This is a genomic window from Microvirga sp. BSC39, from assembly GCF_000739015.1.
GTDB lineage: Bacteria > Pseudomonadota > Alphaproteobacteria > Rhizobiales > Beijerinckiaceae > Microvirga.
In genome coordinates this window covers 1-16585 of record NZ_JPUG01000069.1, presented here as the reverse complement: position 1 = coordinate 16585, position 16585 = coordinate 1, and the positions used below count along the sequence as shown (strand labels likewise).

Annotated in this window: 27 protein-coding genes; 12 read left to right on the top strand and 15 right to left on the bottom strand. The window is 61.0% G+C overall.

The window, feature by feature from the left end; translation table 11 throughout:
• Nucleotides 1–50: 50 nt before the first annotated feature.
• From MA07_RS17315 to MA07_RS17295, 5 genes are all read right to left on the bottom strand, one after another.
• A complete protein-coding gene (locus tag MA07_RS17315; RefSeq protein WP_152568908.1) occupies nucleotides 51–1163 on the bottom strand; it encodes a patatin-like phospholipase family protein in 1113 nt (370 codons plus the stop codon).
• A 146-nt stretch (nucleotides 1164–1309) separates the two neighbouring features.
• On the bottom strand, nucleotides 1310–2689 hold the full coding sequence (locus MA07_RS17310; protein WP_052003280.1) for an NAD(P)/FAD-dependent oxidoreductase: 1380 nt from the start codon (nucleotides 2687–2689) through the stop codon (nucleotides 1310–1312).
• Nucleotides 2690–2837: 148 nt separating this feature from the next.
• Nucleotides 2838–3140, bottom strand: coding sequence for a hypothetical protein (locus MA07_RS17305; protein ID WP_036353949.1), 303 nt, complete (start codon nucleotides 3138–3140; stop codon nucleotides 2838–2840).
• 44 nt (nucleotides 3141–3184) lie between these two features.
• Nucleotides 3185–3511, bottom strand: a complete 327-nt coding sequence (locus MA07_RS17300; protein ID WP_036353767.1) for a hypothetical protein — start codon at nucleotides 3509–3511, stop codon at nucleotides 3185–3187.
• 58 nt (nucleotides 3512–3569) lie between these two features.
• Nucleotides 3570–3914, bottom strand: a complete 345-nt coding sequence (locus tag MA07_RS17295; protein ID WP_036353764.1) for a response regulator — start codon at nucleotides 3912–3914, stop codon at nucleotides 3570–3572.
• A 563-nt stretch (nucleotides 3915–4477) separates the two neighbouring features.
• Here MA07_RS17295 and MA07_RS17290 point away from each other — a divergent pair.
• From MA07_RS17290 to MA07_RS17275, 5 genes are all read left to right on the top strand, one after another.
• A complete protein-coding gene (locus tag MA07_RS17290) occupies nucleotides 4478–5080 on the top strand; it encodes a sigma-70 family RNA polymerase sigma factor (protein WP_052003267.1) in 603 nt (200 codons plus the stop codon).
• Between the two features lie 282 nt (nucleotides 5081–5362).
• On the top strand, nucleotides 5363–6121 hold the full coding sequence (locus MA07_RS17285) for an SGNH/GDSL hydrolase family protein (protein WP_052003266.1): 759 nt from the start codon (nucleotides 5363–5365) through the stop codon (nucleotides 6119–6121).
• A 163-nt stretch (nucleotides 6122–6284) separates the two neighbouring features.
• Nucleotides 6285–6623 carry a DUF2934 domain-containing protein gene (locus MA07_RS17280; RefSeq protein WP_036353759.1) on the top strand — a complete coding sequence of 113 codons (339 nt, stop codon included), beginning with the start codon at nucleotides 6285–6287 and terminating at the stop codon, nucleotides 6621–6623.
• Between the two features lie 24 nt (nucleotides 6624–6647).
• A complete protein-coding gene (locus tag MA07_RS30215; protein WP_160195455.1) occupies nucleotides 6648–6809 on the top strand; it encodes a hypothetical protein in 162 nt (53 codons plus the stop codon).
• 78 nt (nucleotides 6810–6887) lie between these two features.
• Nucleotides 6888–7427, top strand: a complete 540-nt coding sequence (locus MA07_RS17275) for a LemA family protein (RefSeq protein WP_160195454.1) — start codon at nucleotides 6888–6890, stop codon at nucleotides 7425–7427.
• 176 nt (nucleotides 7428–7603) lie between these two features.
• Here the strand turns inward: MA07_RS17275 and MA07_RS30210 are convergent, their stop codons facing one another.
• The 5 genes from MA07_RS30210 to MA07_RS17255 form a co-directional block, all read right to left on the bottom strand.
• A complete protein-coding gene (locus MA07_RS30210) occupies nucleotides 7604–7741 on the bottom strand; it encodes a hypothetical protein (RefSeq protein ID WP_160195453.1) in 138 nt (45 codons plus the stop codon).
• Nucleotides 7741–8010 (bottom strand): hypothetical protein, encoded by a 270-nt coding sequence (locus MA07_RS17265; RefSeq protein ID WP_036353751.1) that lies wholly within the window; start codon nucleotides 8008–8010, stop codon nucleotides 7741–7743. Before MA07_RS17265 ends, MA07_RS30210 begins: the two co-directional genes overlap by 1 nt.
• Before the next feature lie 46 nt (nucleotides 8011–8056).
• Nucleotides 8057–8266, bottom strand: coding sequence for a hypothetical protein (locus MA07_RS17260; protein WP_036353747.1), 210 nt, complete (start codon nucleotides 8264–8266; stop codon nucleotides 8057–8059).
• A 38-nt stretch (nucleotides 8267–8304) separates the two neighbouring features.
• Nucleotides 8305–8457: a hypothetical protein gene (locus MA07_RS30205; protein ID WP_160195452.1), complete on the bottom strand. Its 153-nt coding sequence runs from the start codon at nucleotides 8455–8457 to the stop codon at nucleotides 8305–8307.
• A 192-nt stretch (nucleotides 8458–8649) separates the two neighbouring features.
• Nucleotides 8650–8829 carry a hypothetical protein gene (locus MA07_RS17255; protein WP_036353744.1) on the bottom strand — a complete coding sequence of 60 codons (180 nt, stop codon included), beginning with the start codon at nucleotides 8827–8829 and terminating at the stop codon, nucleotides 8650–8652.
• A gap of 206 nt (nucleotides 8830–9035) precedes the next feature.
• Between MA07_RS17255 and MA07_RS17250 the strand changes: the two genes are divergently transcribed.
• Nucleotides 9036–9308, top strand: a complete 273-nt coding sequence (locus MA07_RS17250) for a hypothetical protein (protein ID WP_036353741.1) — start codon at nucleotides 9036–9038, stop codon at nucleotides 9306–9308.
• 114 nt (nucleotides 9309–9422) lie between these two features.
• Here the strand turns inward: MA07_RS17250 and MA07_RS17245 are convergent, their stop codons facing one another.
• Nucleotides 9423–9632 carry a cold-shock protein gene (locus MA07_RS17245; protein ID WP_036353738.1) on the bottom strand — a complete coding sequence of 70 codons (210 nt, stop codon included), beginning with the start codon at nucleotides 9630–9632 and terminating at the stop codon, nucleotides 9423–9425.
• Between the two features lie 236 nt (nucleotides 9633–9868).
• Here MA07_RS17245 and MA07_RS30200 point away from each other — a divergent pair, with 236 nt between their 5' ends.
• The 3 genes from MA07_RS30200 to MA07_RS17235 all read left to right on the top strand — a co-directional run bounded on the left by MA07_RS30200 (nucleotide 9869) and on the right by MA07_RS17235 (nucleotide 11512).
• Nucleotides 9869–10069: a DUF2934 domain-containing protein gene (locus MA07_RS30200; RefSeq protein ID WP_160195451.1), complete on the top strand. Its 201-nt coding sequence runs from the start codon at nucleotides 9869–9871 to the stop codon at nucleotides 10067–10069.
• Between the two features lie 175 nt (nucleotides 10070–10244).
• Nucleotides 10245–10763, top strand: a complete 519-nt coding sequence (locus MA07_RS30945) for a hypothetical protein (RefSeq protein WP_244445279.1) — start codon at nucleotides 10245–10247, stop codon at nucleotides 10761–10763.
• Nucleotides 10655–11512, top strand: coding sequence for a ComEC/Rec2 family competence protein (locus MA07_RS17235; protein ID WP_244445277.1), 858 nt, complete (start codon nucleotides 10655–10657; stop codon nucleotides 11510–11512). The genes MA07_RS30945 and MA07_RS17235 overlap by 109 nt, the downstream gene beginning before the upstream one ends.
• Here the strand turns inward: MA07_RS17235 and lexA are convergent.
• The gene (gene lexA, locus MA07_RS17230) at nucleotides 11490–12194 is read right to left on the bottom strand and encodes a transcriptional repressor LexA (RefSeq protein WP_036353732.1); all 705 of its coding nucleotides are present in this window, start codon (nucleotides 12192–12194) and stop codon (nucleotides 11490–11492) included. The two genes, MA07_RS17235 and lexA, sit on opposite strands and share 23 nt — an antisense overlap.
• A 198-nt stretch (nucleotides 12195–12392) precedes the next feature.
• On the opposite strand from lexA, the gene MA07_RS29045 reads away from it, so the two are divergent.
• The 3 genes from MA07_RS29045 (at nucleotide 12393) to MA07_RS30195 (ending at nucleotide 14058) form a co-directional block, all read left to right on the top strand.
• Nucleotides 12393–13100: a calcium-binding protein gene (locus MA07_RS29045; protein ID WP_348270409.1), complete on the top strand. Its 708-nt coding sequence runs from the start codon at nucleotides 12393–12395 to the stop codon at nucleotides 13098–13100.
• Nucleotides 13097–13774 carry a calcium-binding protein gene (locus tag MA07_RS17215; RefSeq protein WP_052003264.1) on the top strand — a complete coding sequence of 226 codons (678 nt, stop codon included), beginning with the start codon at nucleotides 13097–13099 and terminating at the stop codon, nucleotides 13772–13774. The genes MA07_RS29045 and MA07_RS17215 overlap by 4 nt, the downstream gene beginning before the upstream one ends.
• Nucleotides 13775–13899: 125 nt before the next feature.
• Nucleotides 13900–14058, top strand: coding sequence for a hypothetical protein (locus tag MA07_RS30195; RefSeq protein WP_160195450.1), 159 nt, complete (start codon nucleotides 13900–13902; stop codon nucleotides 14056–14058).
• 146 nt (nucleotides 14059–14204) lie between these two features.
• Here the strand turns inward: MA07_RS30195 and MA07_RS17210 are convergent, their stop codons facing one another.
• From MA07_RS17210 to MA07_RS17200, 3 genes are all read right to left on the bottom strand, one after another.
• Nucleotides 14205–15083, bottom strand: a complete 879-nt coding sequence (locus MA07_RS17210) for a calcium-binding protein (protein ID WP_280114245.1) — start codon at nucleotides 15081–15083, stop codon at nucleotides 14205–14207.
• A 6-nt stretch (nucleotides 15084–15089) separates the two neighbouring features.
• Complete coding sequence (locus MA07_RS17205) at nucleotides 15090–15527, bottom strand: hypothetical protein (RefSeq protein WP_036353718.1); 438 nt, start codon at nucleotides 15525–15527, stop codon at nucleotides 15090–15092.
• A gap of 187 nt (nucleotides 15528–15714) precedes the next feature.
• A complete protein-coding gene (locus tag MA07_RS17200) occupies nucleotides 15715–16533 on the bottom strand; it encodes an IS5 family transposase (RefSeq protein WP_036349069.1) in 819 nt (272 codons plus the stop codon).
• Nucleotides 16534–16585 lie beyond the last annotated feature (52 nt).

Sequence of the window (16585 nt, the reverse complement as noted above, 5' to 3'; positions counted from 1 at the left end):
TCCGTATGGGAATGGAGCATGCAGGATGCTCTCGGATGCATCCCACACATTCACCGGGTCGTTGAGGTCGCTTGGTTCGATGCCAGGGCGCCCTGGAGCGCGGTTAACGCGTCCCTGGCCTTGCTTGCGCCGGCGTCCCAGCGTCGCATGATCGCCTGCTCGGAGTAGTCGTAGAACCAGCTGCCAACCTCGGGACCCGGATCCCCACCAATCGTCACCAGCCGCATGTCCGGCCGCTCCGCTTCCACCAGGGCAGCCCTGACCTCGGGTCGATCCCGCAACTCCTTGGGCACGAGATCAAGAACGGCCCGAAGCGTGTTCCGGACCCTGTCCTCGCGCACGTAAGCCTCCAGAAACCATCGGCTCTGATTGACAAACAAAAGCTCCTGGCGCCGGGCCACAGCCTCGGCAAAGGTCGTGCAGCGTTGCCTTCGAGCGGAAAACAGCTCGATGGCAAGGCAGAGGCGATCCCCATCAGGTTCGCGCCGCACCACGTCGATGGGCAGGTTGGACACCAGCCCACCGTCGCCATACAGGCGGCCTCCGATCTCGATGGGTCGGAAGTCCGGCAGCAGGGCGTTGCTGGCCATGATGTGTTCTGGGCCGAGCCAGTCTGTCTGCGTGTCGAACAGGACCTCGTCTCCGGTTTCCAGATCGACGGCAACCACCGTCAGCCGGACGGCGCCTGTGTTGAGGAGATCGAAGTCGACCAGTTGCGCCAGCGTGCTCCGCAGGGGCGACAGATCGTAAAGACCAATGGTGCCCGTTCCATTGGCGGTCATTCCGGTGAAGCTCGGCACGAACATGGCCGAATTCCCGAACGAGGCTGTCTGCAGTTGCCCGGCAAAGCGCTGCATGGCTTGGACCAGCCTATTTGGAGCAATCCCTCCGCCCGCTGCGGGCCAGGCCGCCTTCGACCAGAACGCTTGCAGTGCCTCTGTCCGCCGCTCCGGAGGATTGCCAGCAATGAGTGCGCCGTTGACGGCTCCAATCGATGTGCCCACCACCCAGTCGGGTTGCAGGCCGTGATCGTGCAGCGTCTGGTAGGCCCCGGCTTCGAACGCCCCAAGTCCGTTGCCTCCGGCGAGGATAAGCGCCAGCCGTTGCGCCGCTGTTGGGGCGTCCGTTCCTGTCTTGGCTCTGGACCGTTTCAACCTTGGCATGTTCAAAGATCGGCTCCACCCTTTGGCATATCTCCGCCTCCAACGACTGACAGCGTCGATGTGCTGCGCAAGAAGTGCAGGATTCCCCAGTCGATCAGCTCAGGTCCGCTGCCTTCCGGCCCTCGATGGCAACACGCATCAGCCTGTCATCCATGAACCCGGGGCGCATCCAATCCTCGGCTTGCACCAGGCTCGTTCGCCGCAGCACCGGTCTTCCGGCTCGTGCTCGTGTCCTTGGACAGGTCTCTGGTGACATCTTCCGCAATCAGCCGCGCCCCGCGCTGGAAGGTGAGATAGGTCCAGAGCCAGCGCATGGTGACCAGAAAGCGGTTGTGGAATCCAACCAGGAGGTACACGTGGGCAATCCCCCACAGGAGCCAAGCACCGAAACCCTTCAGCTTGAAGCTATCCCAGTGGACGACGGCCGAGTTTCGCCCGACCACAGCGAGGTTCCCCCGGTTGTTGAAGCGGAATGGAGGAGGCGTTTCGTTGCGCAGAATGCGGGCCGGCAAGGCCTTGCCGAGATAGCGGCCCTGCTGGTGGGCAACCTGAGCCAGGCCGGGCAGGGGTTTGCCATCCTCGCCCGTGGCAAGGGCAACATCGCCAAGCACATAAACATTGTCGAGACCTGGGACGGAGAGGTCAGGGGCCACGGCAGCACGCCCGGCCCGGTCAGTTCCGGCATGCAGCCACTGCCCGGCCGGTGAGGCTGCCACACCTGCGGCCCAGACGACGGTGGAGCACGGGATGAACTCGCCGCCGACCGTGACGCCCCGTCCGTTGACGTCCTCCACGGGCTTGCCTCTGAGCAGGGTAACGCCAAGCCGCTTGAGCGCCCGCTCCGCATTGGCCGAGAGATCCTTCGGGAACGGCCCGAGGATGCGCGGCGCCGCCTCAATCAGTAGAATGCGTGCCTTCGTCGGGTCGATATGGCGGAAATCCTGCGCAAGAGCCTGGCGGGCCAACTCTGCAATGGCGCTGGCCATCTCTACCCCAGTCGGGCCGCCTCCAATGATGGCAAAGGTCATCAGGCGCTCGCGCTCGGCGGGATCGCGCTCCATCTCGGCCTTTTCGAACGCCATCAGGATCTGCGCCCGGATGCGCCGGGCATCCTCCAGGGTCTTCAGCCCCGGCGCAAAGCGTGCCCATTCCGAATGCCCGAAGTAGCCGTGGGTGGCGCCTGTGGCGAGCACGAGGGTATCGTAGGTGAGAGCCTCACCATTGACAGAGACCTCCTTGCGCTCCGGGTTGATGCCGTCCACTTCGCCCAGAAGAACCGTGATGTTCTTGTGCCGCCCCACGATGCGCCGGATCGGCTGGGCGATCTCGCCAGGCGACAGCACGGCTGTGGCCACCTGGTACAGGAGAGCCTGGAACAGATGGTAGTTGCGGCGGTCGATCACGGTCACACGCAAGGGTGTGCTTCCGAGCGCCTGCGCAAGAGCAAGGCCAGCGAACCCGGCACCGACGATCACGACGTGATGAGCCAGTGAAGCGCTCGCTTCTCTCGTAGAAGCGGAAACCATGGGCTGCCGATCAGGAGATCCCATCCGCTGCGTACTTTCTTCAAACGATGTTCGAGTGGCCATATCGAGCCTCGGATGATCGCTGGCGGACCTTCAAAAGTATGGAATAGTGCAAGCGGCGGTCCGTTCGAACCCGGGCCCCGGCCGATCAGCCCGCTTCAACTTCCTCTTCCTCGGCCTCGACGAGGTAGACGACAGAGAAGGTATCAGGCTCCTCCTCGTCCTCCTGCTCCTCATCCGCAGCGGCCTGAACTCTCTTGAACCTCACGATCTCCTCCTCTGACGAGGGCCGCACCACCAGTGGGGCTATCCCATCCCACAAGCGCTGTCCTTGGCTCATGAGTTGCCCGAGATGGGCCTTGAACATCTGTCCCGCGAAGAATTCATGGGCCCGCTCCGCGCTTGCATCAGTCATGGCAACCGGCCGGCCGCCGATCTCCAAGGTGAACATCGCCTGCTCCTCTGCCGCTTCAGGCGCAAAATTGGTTTGGACCATCAACTCTGCAGGTGTGGTGGAATGGTCGAGACATCCTCATGATCATGGTCAATCGGCACGAGGAAGGTCACAAACAGGCCATCGTCATCCTCCGCGGCGTCAATATCATCGTCGAGGTCCATGTCAGGAGCCTCGAATGTAGCGGTCTCCTCTTGTGATGCGGGTCGGATGGTCAGAGGAGCCCTCCCGTCCCACAGCGGTATCCCTTCACTGGTCATTGCCGTCAGGTCCTGCTTGAACTCGTCACTTTCAAAGATGGCTCGCGCCTGAGCCTCGTCGGCATCGGTGATGGCAATCGGCTTGTCTCCGATCTCAAGGGTAAACATCGGCTCTCCTGCTCATCGCTGTTTCGGCGGTTGTCGAGGTGTCGTACTAATCCGCCGTTCAAGCATTTGTTCGCTCGAGGCGAGCAATCGTTGCAGTCAACTCCTCCCGTGGGACAGGCTTTTCCAGCCACGGCACGCCCTGGAGATCGTCCGGGAGGTTGCTCGTGAACGAAAGGCCTGAATAGACGGCAAAAGGCGTGTTACGCCCATTCAGTTCACGTGCGATGGGCAAGGAGGTGCCGTCCCTGAGGCTGACGTCCAGCACAGCAACGTGCGGCGTATTGTGCTCCAGCCAGCGCAGAGCATTGGCGCAGGAGAGGAATGGGCCAGCCACCGAGAACCCAGCGTCCTTCAAAAACGCCTCAAGTGACAGACCAATAAGCGCCTGGTCTTCAACGATCATGCAGTAGGGGCGAAGCCATCACGCGAGATCTCCCGTTGTTCAGGAACCGGAAGAGCCCCGTCGTTGGAGGTAACCGACAGGGCTCTCACTGGGGCCGATGGAAAGCAAAACCATTGAGACAGCCTGAGTGGGACTGACTATCCCCTCACTCACGTAGGCTAATCGTAGCCATACTTTTCCGGTCAAAGCCCTTCACAGTGTTCTCTCGTGCTACCTGACGCCTAATCTCAAGATCATCATAGGTTAATGGCAGGCCGCCTCCGATCATCTACGGGTAGGTTATCTTGCTGGTTCTCTGGAGAGCCATCAGAGAACTGTTGGTCTTGCTCGGAGGAACTAGCGTGCTGATGACGATGCCCAAAGTTACCCAGAGGAAGCTTGGTGACACTGGGGAGCTTCCGGTTGTCAAAACCGAAGGCCCCACGAGCCAGCCCTTCCACCCGACGTTGCCGCTTGTCTCGGAGAGCGGCTTCGCGCCTACTACGCCCACCTGATGAATGATCCCGTTCCCGAACAACTCATCCGGACCCTTGAAGCCATGAATGGAACGAGGAGCGCATACAATGACCGTTGATCCCTCTGTCCGTCAGGCGATGCTGGATGCGATCCCGCGTCTGCGCGCCTTTGCCATCTCGCTGTCCGGCAACATCACCTACGCGGACGACCTTGTTCAAGGGGCTCTGCTGCGTGGGCTCGAAAACCTGGACAAGTTCCAGCCCGGCACCAGCATGCAGGCTTGGCTCTTCACCATCTTGCGCAATCAGTTCTACACTGACATGCGTCGCCACCGCCGGGAGGTGGAAGATGCCGACGGAGCCATGGCGGAGAGACTTGCTGTAATGCCTGAGCAGAGTGCACGTCTGGACTTCAGCGACATGTTGGCGGCCTTGGCCCAGCTCAGCATCGAACAGCGCGAGGCCCTGGTTCTCGTCGCAGCGGAGGATATGTCCTACGAGGAGGCGGCTCAGATTTGCGGCACAAACCTTGGTACCATCAAGAGCCGGATCAACCGCGCCCGCACCCGGCTGGCGGAACTGCTCGATCTTGTGTCCGATGAGGATATTGGGCCGGACCGTCTGGTCCGAGCGACCCTGCTCATGCATGCCTCTATGTCAAGGCCCTTGCGTCAGAGGTTCTGCAAACTCGTTCAAACAGTGGTGTGCTGAGCCGAATGCAATGCGGATGGCCGACCGGAAGGCTCGCCGTCACGACCTTTCACATAGGAGGAAAGCAATGGAACTGACCCATGTGGGGCGGGAACAGATAAGTCCGTTGCCCATGCGCCGGGATGCAATTGCAAAAGCTGCCATTCGTTTCGAGTTTCGATGAGATGGACGCAAATCGAACTCGGCAAGCAGTCGGGAGCTAGCATGAAGTCTCTATCTCCAAGTGGAACCGCCATATTCCGTTCGATTGTCTCTCTCATCCTCTTTGCCGCGGTTGGTCTCATGAACTCTTCCGCCAAGGCCCAGCTGGCCTTTGATCAGATCGTCGTCTTCGGTGACAGCCTGTCGGACAACGGCAATGCGGGGCGCGCCTCGAATGGCCCCGTGTGGGTCGAGCACCTGGCCGAACGGCTCGGAGTGTCGCTCAAGCCGAGCCGGACGGGTGGATCCAACTATGCCGTCGGCGGGGCTCGTCTCGATCCGAGTTCCGGCAACACAAGCCTGCGGGCGCAGGCCAGCACCTATCTCCGAACATCGCGCCCAAATGGGCGCATTCTTCACATCGTGTATGGTGGAGGCAACGACCTGCTGGCGACCGTTGGGCAGCCTCAGGCGGCCACGATGGTGGATGCCGCCGTTGCTTCCCTGAGGAGCATTGTGGCCGATCTGGTGAGCCAGGGTGCCACCGACATTCTCGTGCCCAATCTTCCCAGGATCGGGATTACCCCGGCGGTGCGGGCTCAGGGCAGCCAGACTGTTGAAGCCGCAAACCAGCTTGCAGCACGCTTCAACAGCGCCCTTGATCGGGTCCTTTCAGATTTTGCTGGCCGTACAAGCCCACGGCCGTACCGTCTCGACGTCTGGCAGCTGGCCGAGCGGGTCTGGGCCGATCCAGCCGCAGCGGGCTTTGTCGATATCACCACGCCTTGCGGTCAGCGCCGGAACTGCAACGGCTATCTGTTCTGTGATGACATCCATCCGACCACGCAGGCACACCGGCGCCTGGCGGATGCGGCGGCCCAGGTGTTGGTGACGCGATAGAGAAGGTCACAGCACGATGGGCTGACGAAGCAAAACCGATAGCCCTTCTGCCGTGATCAGCAGGATCGCATTCCGACAGTGCTAAAAGGCGCTTTCAAGTTAGATGGGAAAGATGTTTCGGCGCCGGAGATTGATATGTAGATCCGCAAAAACGGGAGCAATCATGACACAGGATAAAACCGGACCGGATGCAACACCGCGCATCGGCCTCGATCTTGGTCGTCAGATCTTCGATGATCCAAGCGGCAGTGACCGCCAGGAGGAGCGGACTAGCCCAGGCGAGGAGAGGATCCGCCAGAGGGCCCACGAGATCTGGGAGAGCGAAGGCTGCTCGGGCGATCCGCAGGATCACTGGTTCCGAGCGGAGCGTGAGCTAAGTGGGACCACGCAGGAGCGCTCGGAAGCCAACGTGGAGGATGCGCCTGCCGCCGCTGCCACCGGAGCATCGGAAGCAGTCGGAAGCCCCCGTGACGGAGGGAATAACAATTCGTCTGCCACGTAGAGGGAGCAAACGAGGATCCTAATGATGACCCAGGACAAGCAGCAGCCGCAGTCGCAACCCGAGCCGAAATCCGAAGATACGGAACCCGGGAAGGCTACTCCGGGAATGGCACAGGTCGGCAACCAGAAGGTGCCGCGGCCCGACAAGGTAAGTGACCGCTCCGTGCCGGACGACATCGACGAGTAGTCAGCCCCTGCACAGCAGGAGGAGCTATTGCTCAGGGGCTTTGGACGGTGGAGCCTTGCTCTCGGCTTGATGTTTAGCGTGGTAGCCTGTGATCATGGCGATGTTCCCGCTCTGAGGGAGCGCGCGCAGCAGGCCTGGAGTGAGGTGCAGAGTCTGTACCGCCAGCGAGCCGACAAGGTGCCGCAGCTGGTCGAGGCTGTGCGAAGGCAGGCCCCCGCCGAGCGCGAGGTGCTCAATGAGGTCATGGCCGCCCGCGATGAGGTGATCGCCATCCTGAACGCCGATGGGTTCATCGCCGAACCGGAGCGGTTCCGGCACTACGAGGAGGCACAGCATCGCCTCACTGCCGCTCTCGCCACGTTGGACGATGCTGCCGAGCGCTATCCCGAGCTGACCGGCGACACGCACTTCGCGACGCAGCTGGCGGAGTTTCTGAGGTTGGAGGACCGGCTTGTGGTCGCGCGCAGCGACCTCATCAGCGCCGTGCGGGCCCACAACCAGGAGCTCCGTGGGTTCCCGGACGGCTGGGTTGCGGCCATTCTCAATCCAGACGCGAGACCTCTGACCGCCTTCGCCCGGGCTCAGCTGGAGCGTCCGTCGACGCACTCACCGCGATAGCACTCAACAGCCGCGTCATGGCACTCACTCATTCGGCCGTTTGGGGCATTTAAATTGGTGACGTCCATGAGGAACATGACAAAGCCTCCGTCGTCGTCCTCATCTGCTGCGGAGTTCTCGAACTGGGCCCGTTCGTCGCCGTTAGCCTCGCGCAGGCTCATTGCCGCCTGCCCGTCCTAGAGGGGACGGCCCTCGGACTGCAGGGCGGTGAGATCATCCCGGAATTCCTGGTCGCCAAGCAGCTCTTCCGCATCGGCGACGGTCGGGAGGTTCAGGACGGCGGCAGGTCGACCTCCAATCTCCACGGTGAACATCAAGCCCCTTCCTTGTCCGACCCGTGCGGCTCTGGCGGGATCACCACATCGAGCGGATTGGGCCTGCCGGCGGTCACCGGGTTCTCGCCAACCACCTCTTGGTAGTCGCGCGTCGAGCCGCCGCCGCCATAGCCTGCGGAATCGCCGAAGTCGCGTCCCGCCGGATCCGACACCGGTCCAAGGTTCGGAACGTCACCTTCGTCCTGCTGTGGGTCTCCGCCCTGATCGGCGGATGAGCGGCCGGCCGCTGGATCGTTCGGGTCTGGCATGGAAGGTCTCCTGACATCGGTGGGTTGCAAGAACGCGGGACGCCTCCTAGCCGTGGCCGCGGTTCTGGTGGTTGTTGTCGACGTCCTTGTTCGCCTGGCTCTGGCCCTGCGTCTTTGGGACGCCGCCACCGCCGTCGCCTTGGTGGCCACCCTGGTGGCCGGCGTCCTTATTGCCCTTCTGAACGGCCTCGTCATCCCGATAGGGCACGTGGCCCTTCTGCTTCTCGCTGCGGTTGTTGTGGTTACGAGTGGTCATGGGTCACCTGTGCTGCCGGCTGGTTTCTGGGGATGGAGCTAGGTCTTCTTCTGCTGCTGGCGCTTCTGGGCGCCGTTGCCGTCCTTGCCCTGGGGATGAGGGGTGCCGCGGCCATTGGAGCCGCCATGGCTCTCCTGGGGGATTTCCTCGGGGTTCGTCCGTGCGCCGGGGATAGGCTTCTGTTCGGACATGGGGCTTGCTCCTCGTGGTTGGTGTCGGTGGCTGTCTCAACGCGAGCCTTTAGCTGCGCTTCTGGGTGACCTTCTCGGCGCGGGATCCTGACGGCTGGGCTTTGGTCCGCCTCGCCTTCTTCCAGGACGGCCGCATGCGTGCCTTCTTGGCCATGGCTGTCTCCTATGGTCAGAGGAATGGTCGGTTGCGCCTCAGCTGCGGCCGCCGGTCATGTCGCTCGGGGCGCGCCCATCTGTTCCGGTCCCGGGGTCAAGCGGCTTCGCCTCGGTGTGCCGGTCCCCCGTCTCGTCGTCCTGCCGGCGCTTGCTATCCGCGCTCTTGTCCCGGGTCTTGTTGACCCCACCCTGATTGGCGCCTGCGTTCTGTGCCATCCGGCTTCTCCAAGAAAGCTGTGATCGGACTGAGCCAACCTGGATGGAGAGGCGATGTTCCCCTTTTTCCGTTTCGTCCTGAGCGACCCGCGGCCGCAGGATTGGTGACAGGTCCAGCGCACGCTGATGTCCTGCAGCAGGGAACGTGTGAACCTTCGCAGGATTGAGGGACTGAGACCGAGCGTCGTCGCAAGGGAGCCGTCAGCATGACCGACAGCAAGAACCAGAAGACCACGATCACCCTGGAGCCCGGACAGGTCGCTGTCGTCCTGGGCATGGAAGATGGCCAGATCAGCCGCCAGCTATTCGCCAGTCCGGATGTCGACGCCATGCTTGACGATGGGCATTCCGACATTCCGTTCCACTACTTCCTAGCCTCAGCTTTTCTGGTGCGCCTGGATCAGGATGAGGATTTCACCTCCGACCTGGCCGAGTGGTACGATGACAAGCTCCATGGGGAGGCAGCCGCTGGAAAATGAGGCCATGCCTCTATCTTCTCCGGAACTCCATGGTCTGGCCTGTCCCAAGAATAAGCCGCCCTGTCAGGAGCGGCTTGAAGGGTCAGCGCTGAGCTGACGAAAGGGTAGGCTCAATCAAGCCTTCTGCAGGTTGGTAGCAGACTCTTTGCCCGTACGGCGGTCGGCTTCCACCTCATAGGAGATCTTCTGGCCTTCAGCGAGGCCGCGCATGCCAGCCCGCTCAAGGGCTGTGGCATGGACAAACACATCCTTGCCGCCGTTGTCGGGCTGAATGAAGCCATAACCCTTTGTTTCATTGTACCACTTCACAGTCCCAGTCGCCATTGAATATTCCTTCAGTCCCTTCAGGTGCGCTTGCGCAGGATTATCCTGCCGCGTCTGGCGAACAGGTCAAGACCCCGGCGCCGACTAGGGGGCGCATGTCAGGCTCCTTTCACGCGCCAGAGCAGTCCCCTAGCTTCAAGGCAGAGCAGGTTCTGGGGCCGATCAGAGCACATGTGAGAGACGACATCACGCCTGCTTGGTTGAGGATAGTTGCCCCTGAGGCATGGAGTCGGGCGATGGCAAAGCACCTAGAGCAGAGGACCCGCGAGCGGGCCTACGAGATATGGGAGAGCGAGGGCTGCTCCGGCAGTCCGGAGGACCACTGGTCCAGAGCGGAGCAGGAGTTGAAGGGTGCCGGCACTTCGCAGGGGCAAGATGCTGCCGGAGCAATAACGCCGGATGACAAGATCATCGATCAGCTTGGCGATTTTGCGTAAGCGCTTACGCCTCCAGAAATTTCTGGAGGCCGGCTTTGTGTTGCTGTGGGGATGAGATCCGTCTTATTTGGTCGCCACCTGCTTAACGTGCCGTGTGCCGATCTGCCGTTGGACGGAGGGCACGGTTCGCGACGAGCGGCGTTGACACTGTCTTTCTAGGCAAGAACGCTAGAGCATGGCACGCAAGCGAAAACAGGAGACCGCCGACATCCTCCAGGACGCGATCCGCAGGGTGGCCCCGTCGCAGCGCGACGTCGACACCGAGGCCCTCCGGCGCTACCTGGGCCTGCCTGAGCACGATGGGTTCGTCGACGACGGCCGGGTGACCTCCGCCCTCGCCGAGATGCGGAGCCTTGAGGAATGGGCTGCAAAGGGGGCCGAGGAGCTCGCCAAGGCAGTCCCATCCCTGCGCTGGTCCGAGGGCGAGGATGGTGTCGTCTCGTGGTCCGTGCGGGTCTGCCTGCCGCTCCTCGACGACGGGCGCATGGAGCTGCGCCTCATGCTGCCACCCACGCCGCAGATGCTGGAGATCCTGCACCTCCCTTCGCCGCCTATCACTTCCAAACCCTCAATCCCTACGGTCTTATTGGCAATGCACTCGCCCTGCCGCTCGTCTCGGCTGTGGTCATGCCCTCGGCCGTTCTGGGTGTGCTCGCGTATCCCTTCGGTCTCGACCGTCCGGTCTGGCAGGTGATGGGTGCGGCCGTCGAGCAGGTGCTTGCGGTATCGGCCTGGGTCGGGTCTTTCAGCGGCTCGACCATGGTGGTGCCGGCGCTGAGCATTGGCGCGCTGGCATTCCTCAGCTTGGGCCTGCTCATCCTCACCATCCCGGCGTCACCGCTGCGATGGATGGCTCTGCTGCCTGCGGGGATGGGGCTTGCCTTCACGAGTGTTCCGGATCGCCACGATGTCTTCATCGATCGCGAAGGGGCGGGAGCGGCCATCCGCGGCGCTCAGGGACAGCTCGCCCTTGTCGGGCGGCCCTCCGATTTCGTGACCGAGCAATGGCTGCGTGCCGATGGTGATGGCAGGAATGTGGACGATGCCAGCCTCAGGCGTGAAGCACGCTGTGGCACCGCTGGTTGCGTCATGGTCGCAGCCGATGGACGGCGGATCGCCTTTGTCCAGGATTACGCTGCTTTCGAGGAGGATTGCCGCCGGGCTAACGTGATCGTCACCCGGCTGCAAGCTCCGCCCACATGCCGGCTGCCTTTCGTCCTCGACGGTAAGGCGCTGAAGGAGCGCGGAGCCACGACGCTGCGCTTTGGACCCGATAAGATCGAGGTCACGTCCGTCAGGAAAGGCCATGAGGTGATGACCTGGCCTGGCGACCGGTCAATCCAGATTGGGGGAGCGCCCGCTCAGGGGAGGCCAAGGGCTGCAAGGCCTGTCCCTGAGCAGGATCTTCCCGAAGACGAGGTCAGTACCGACGAACTAGACTGACGAGCTTGCCCTGGATCTTGACCCGGTCGGGGCCGAGCACGCGGGTCTCGTAGGCTTGGTTGGCGGCCTCCAGGGCGATGGAGGAGCCGCGGCGGCGGAAGCGCTTCAGGGTCGCCTCCTCCTCGTCGATCAGCGCCACGATGATGTCGCCCGTATTGGCATTGTCCTGCCGGCGGATGACCACGAGGTCGCCGTCGAGGATGCCGGCCTCCACCATCGAGTCGCCGCGCACCTCGAGAGCGAAGTGGTCGCCCTGGGCCAGGAAGTCGCCCGACAGGGTGATGGAGTGGCTGCGGGTCTGAATGGCCGAGATCGGCGTACCGGCGGCGATCCGGCCCATGACAGGGATCGACATCTCGCGGTCGCGGGGGTCGGAGGCCGGCGGCGGAGCGGCCTTGGCCTTACCGGCCAGCCCACCTTCGACCACGCTCGGCGTGAAGCGCCGCTGGCTGGCTGCACCGCTGGTGCTCTCCGGCAGGCGGATTACCTCGAGCGCCCGGGCTCGGTTGGGCAGGCGGCGGATGAAGCCGCGCTCCTCGAGCGCCGTGATCAGGCGATGGATACCCGACTTAGACTTGAGGTCGAGCGCATCCTTCATCTCGTCGAAGGACGGCGGAACCCCGGTTTCCCGCAGCCGCTCATGAATGAAGCGGAGCAGTTCGTGCTGTTTGCGCGTCAGCATGGCTGGCCCTTACTGCCTTGGAAAAGGCGATTCTGAAACAAATCAGGAACAAGGTAGCCGTTCTTGCTGTGTTCCGCAAGCCTTATGGCTGAGCTAGGGCGCTCGGTTGAAGAAATGTTTGCATTTCTGGGGCTGCTCATGGATAAATGTCGATACGTAATATCGCTATATTTTTGAGACTTCTATGAGCAATCGGACATCTGGGGAAGTGATGATCTGCTCAACAATGTTCAGGTTCAACTTGCTCCCGCAATCACGGCTTTCGCGATAGGAAAGGTATGGACTGGCACCGATGCGGATGAAGCCGAAGAGGGTACCGTCAATGATGATACCCTGGAAGGGGAAGGCGGAAATGACCGGCTTACTGGCAACCTTGGGAACGATCTCCTCTCCGGCGGAATGGGCAATGACAACCTTTTTGGCGGAGATGACAGCGATACACTTGCTGGTGGACTGGGGAACGATCTCCTTAAAGGAGGATCAGGTTTTGACTTTGTCTCCTATGCTGAAGCTACCAGTGCAGTAGAGGTCTCCCTGAGCAGCCCTGTCCTTAACACCGGCAATTACGCGGCTGGCGATATCTACGACAGCATCCAAGGGGTGATCGGCTCAGACTTCAACGACCGGATCACGGGCGACCTGGACAGAAATCATCTTATCGGCGGGGAAGGGAGTGATACCCTGGACGGCGGAGCCGGCACTGATACTCTGGACGGCGGCGCGGGCGACGATGTCTATATCGATCCTCTCGGCGACACCATAATTGACATCTCCGGTTTCGATACAATCCGGACGAGCCAGAGTTTCACTCTTGCCGAAGGCTTGGCCATCGCAAACTTGGTCGCTCACGATCCCGCAGGAAGCGTCCGTTTGACCTTACCGGAAACGGACTCGACAACACTTTGATCGGCAATCGAGGCGCCAATCGGCTCGATGGAAGAGGCGGCAGAGACGTTCTCATCGGCGGCCTTGGTGACGATACCTATATCGTTGATCACACCTCGGATCAGGTGAGGGAAGGCCGCAGTGGAGGGTTTGACACGGTTCTCACCTCTGTGAGCTATGCCCTTTCTGGAGATGCCGAGGTCGAGGTTTTGAGCCTTATGAACCCGGCCAGCGAGGTATCCTTCAACCTCTCCGGATCGAACTCGGATAACAAGATCACTGGAGGGGCAGGCAACAATACTCTTATCGGCTATGGCGGGAATGATGTTCTGAAGGCGGAGGCCTGCCTCGACGAACTTTATGGGGGCGATGGCAACGATCAGATGGATGGAGGTAGCGGCAACGACAAGATCTATGGAGGTGCCGGCAACGACACCATCTTTGGCGGTTTCGGTGTGGATCGTCTCTATGGCGAGGCGGGCCGCGACAACTTCGTCTTCGACGCTAAACCGAGCAAGGTTAATGCGGACCGTATCTATAAATACAGTGTGAAGGACCGGGTGATCCTTGGCTCGCAGAACTACAACTTTGAAATGGCTGCGACTGGTCAGAAGGTCGAGCCAAGTATCGAAGCTTTGGACAATGGTCGCTTTGTTCTCGCAGTTGCCCATCGGAGTACAAGCACAGCCAAATAGGTGATCCGTGCCCAAGTGTTCAATGCGGATGGAAGCCGCCCCTTGATGAGGAGGAGATCGTAGTCAATACCGGTGGGGGAGAGGCCGTACAGCCTGACATCACCGTCCTCAGGGACGGGCGCTTCATGATCAATTGGTCGGAAGTTGCCTTTGATGGAACGATGAGGGCCAAGGCGCAGGTCTTCGATGCGCGGACGGGCAAGATCAGTGTAACAGGAACGGTATCGGACGATATCTATGTTGCAACCCGCTTCGCCGGTGATGAACTCTTTGGTGAGGCCTGAGGCGAGATGATCTCTGCGGCCGATCTTTGGAGTAGGATGATTGGGGCCGAAACCCCTCTTGGCTGATAGCTTCTCTGGATGGTGGGCAACAAAAAACCCGCTTCGGCCTAAGTCGAAGCGGGCTGAATAGGTAGTTTCTCGGTCGCTTAGATCAGGATGAAGTCCGAAGCTGTCAGCTTGAGGTTCTTGTTAAGCGTAGCAAACTTGATCGCCCCGAATGCGGTGCCTGTTCCATCCGCATCGTCGGAGAGGGCGCCGGTCGACTTGTTGTAGATGATGCGGTCGTCGGCATCCTTGGCACTGGCGCCGATGTAGAAGGCGGACGTAGCCAGCTTGCCTCCTGCAAGGCTGGTGAAGATCTCCGTGTCCAACGCGATCTTGTCGTCCTTGGTCGAGAAGCTGACGATCTTGTCGACATTGCCACCCAGAGCGGTGTCGAAATAGAAGGTGTCCCGTCCTGCGCCGCCGGTGAGCTTGTCGGTGCCGAGGCCGCCATAGAGCTTATCGTTGCCGGCGCCACCATCAAGCTGATTGTTGCCCAGGCGACCTTCCAGGATGTCGTTGCCGTTCATACCTTTCACGGAGTTCTTGCCGTTGTGGCCAATCAGGATGTTGGTCTTGGCATTTCCCGTGAGGTTGATCGCCTTGCTGAGCGTATCGTCCGCGGCCAAGCCTTCGAACTTGTCATTCGTGGACAACGTTGAGTTCTTTGAGACCATCCTGCTGTCGAGGCCGCCGGCATCGATGACGATGTCGACCTTCTCATTGAACTTGTAGACGTCGTTGCCCTTCCCGCCCTTCAGGATGTTCGGTCCATCACGGCCACGGTCATTGCCTCCGATGAGCGTGTCGCTGCCGTCGCCGCCATCGAGCACGTCGATACCTTCGCCGCCATCAAGGTAGTCGTCACCGGCGTTGCCGTAGAGGAGGTCACGGCCATTGCCTGCCGTGACGCGTTCTCCCGCCGCGCTGCCGAAGAAGCGATCGTCGAAGGTCTTTGAGGCGTCGGTGTTTAAGTCGACCAGAATCGTCTAGTTGGCGCGTCCCCAATTCGCGAAGACTGTTCCGGAGAGGTCGAGATTGACTCGCTCCGAAGCGCTTGTGAAGTGGATGGTGTCGATGCCAGCAGTGGATCCTACGACCTGTGACACACCGAAGCTGCTGTTGGCACTGTAGGTGAGGGTCGTGGCAGAGTTCGGAGATGTAAAAGTCAGAACGTCGATAAAGCTCAATGCGTTGAAACGTGCGGAGACAGCGAGGTGGACAACATCCCACTGAAGCTCTGACCTGAATCCTGCGCTATCGGAACCTGAAATGCTGATGCCGTAGACGTAATTATTTACGAGGAAAGTATTTACGAGGAAAGTGTCGTCTCCACCCAATCCATGGAAAATTTCATCGGAATCATCAGTAGTGACGTTGTAGATAACCTGTGTATCATTATTCTCGGTAAGTGGAATATAAGCCATTGGTGCCCCCAGAACTAGCGAATTTTTGAAGATTTATAACATTGCACATAGAGGACGGTTGAGCAACGGGAGGCCTTGGCCTCTAAATATAATTTCCAATACATTGGTTATCCTGCCACAGGGCTGTTCTGGACCACTCCTGTCCCTAAGACGCGCTTTCTCTCAAAGCGGAAGGTAGTCTGAAGGACTAGAGGCTGTTATGGACTGCGCTGTAGTTGACGGCCTGTCGCAGCATAATACAGACCAGTGCAATCACATGCAGGTCTGCGAGGGTTTGAGGTAAACGCTCGTAATCGCGCACCAGACGGCGAAAGCGGGTGGCCCAGGCGAAGGTCCGTTCGACCACCCATCGGCGCGGCAACAACACAAAACCGCGCTTGGCCTCAGCCAGCTTGACCACCTCCAGCTCAATCCCATGCTCGCGGGCGGCAGCCGCGGCCCTCTCGCCCGTGTAGCCCTGATCGACATAGGCCAGATCCACACTCTCGCCGGTGGCGGCCTGCATGGCTTGCGCCAGTTGTCCCACCTCAGCCCGATCATCAGCGGTGGCGGGTGTGACGTGGGCCGCCAGCAGATGGCCGAGGGTGTCCACCGCCATGTGCAGCTTGGAGCCCTTCTTGCGCTTGGCGCCATCATAGCCCGCGCGGGCTCCGCTCTCCGGGCTGGAGCGCAGCGTACGGCTGTCGAGCACAGCGGCCGAGGGCTCCTCATCGCGCCCGGCCGCCAGGCGCAGCACCGCGCGAAGGTCGTGCGCCAACTCTTCGAAGCAGCCGGCGTTGAGCCAGCGCTGGGTCTGCTGGTAGACCTCAGCCCAGGGCGGCAGGTCGTTGGGCATCCAGCGCCAGGGCGCTCCCGTCTTGATGATGTAGCGAAGGCCGTTGAACACCTCACGCAAGGAGTGTTCACGCTGACCTGCCTCTTCAGGCAAAAGCGTCAGATAGGGCGCCACCAGCGCCCATTCTTCATCGGAGACATCGGAGGGGTAAGGCTTGCGAGGTGAGGTCATCTCACCCCAACGGCAATGACCTCAAGCCGGGTCCATAACAGTCTCTAGTCCG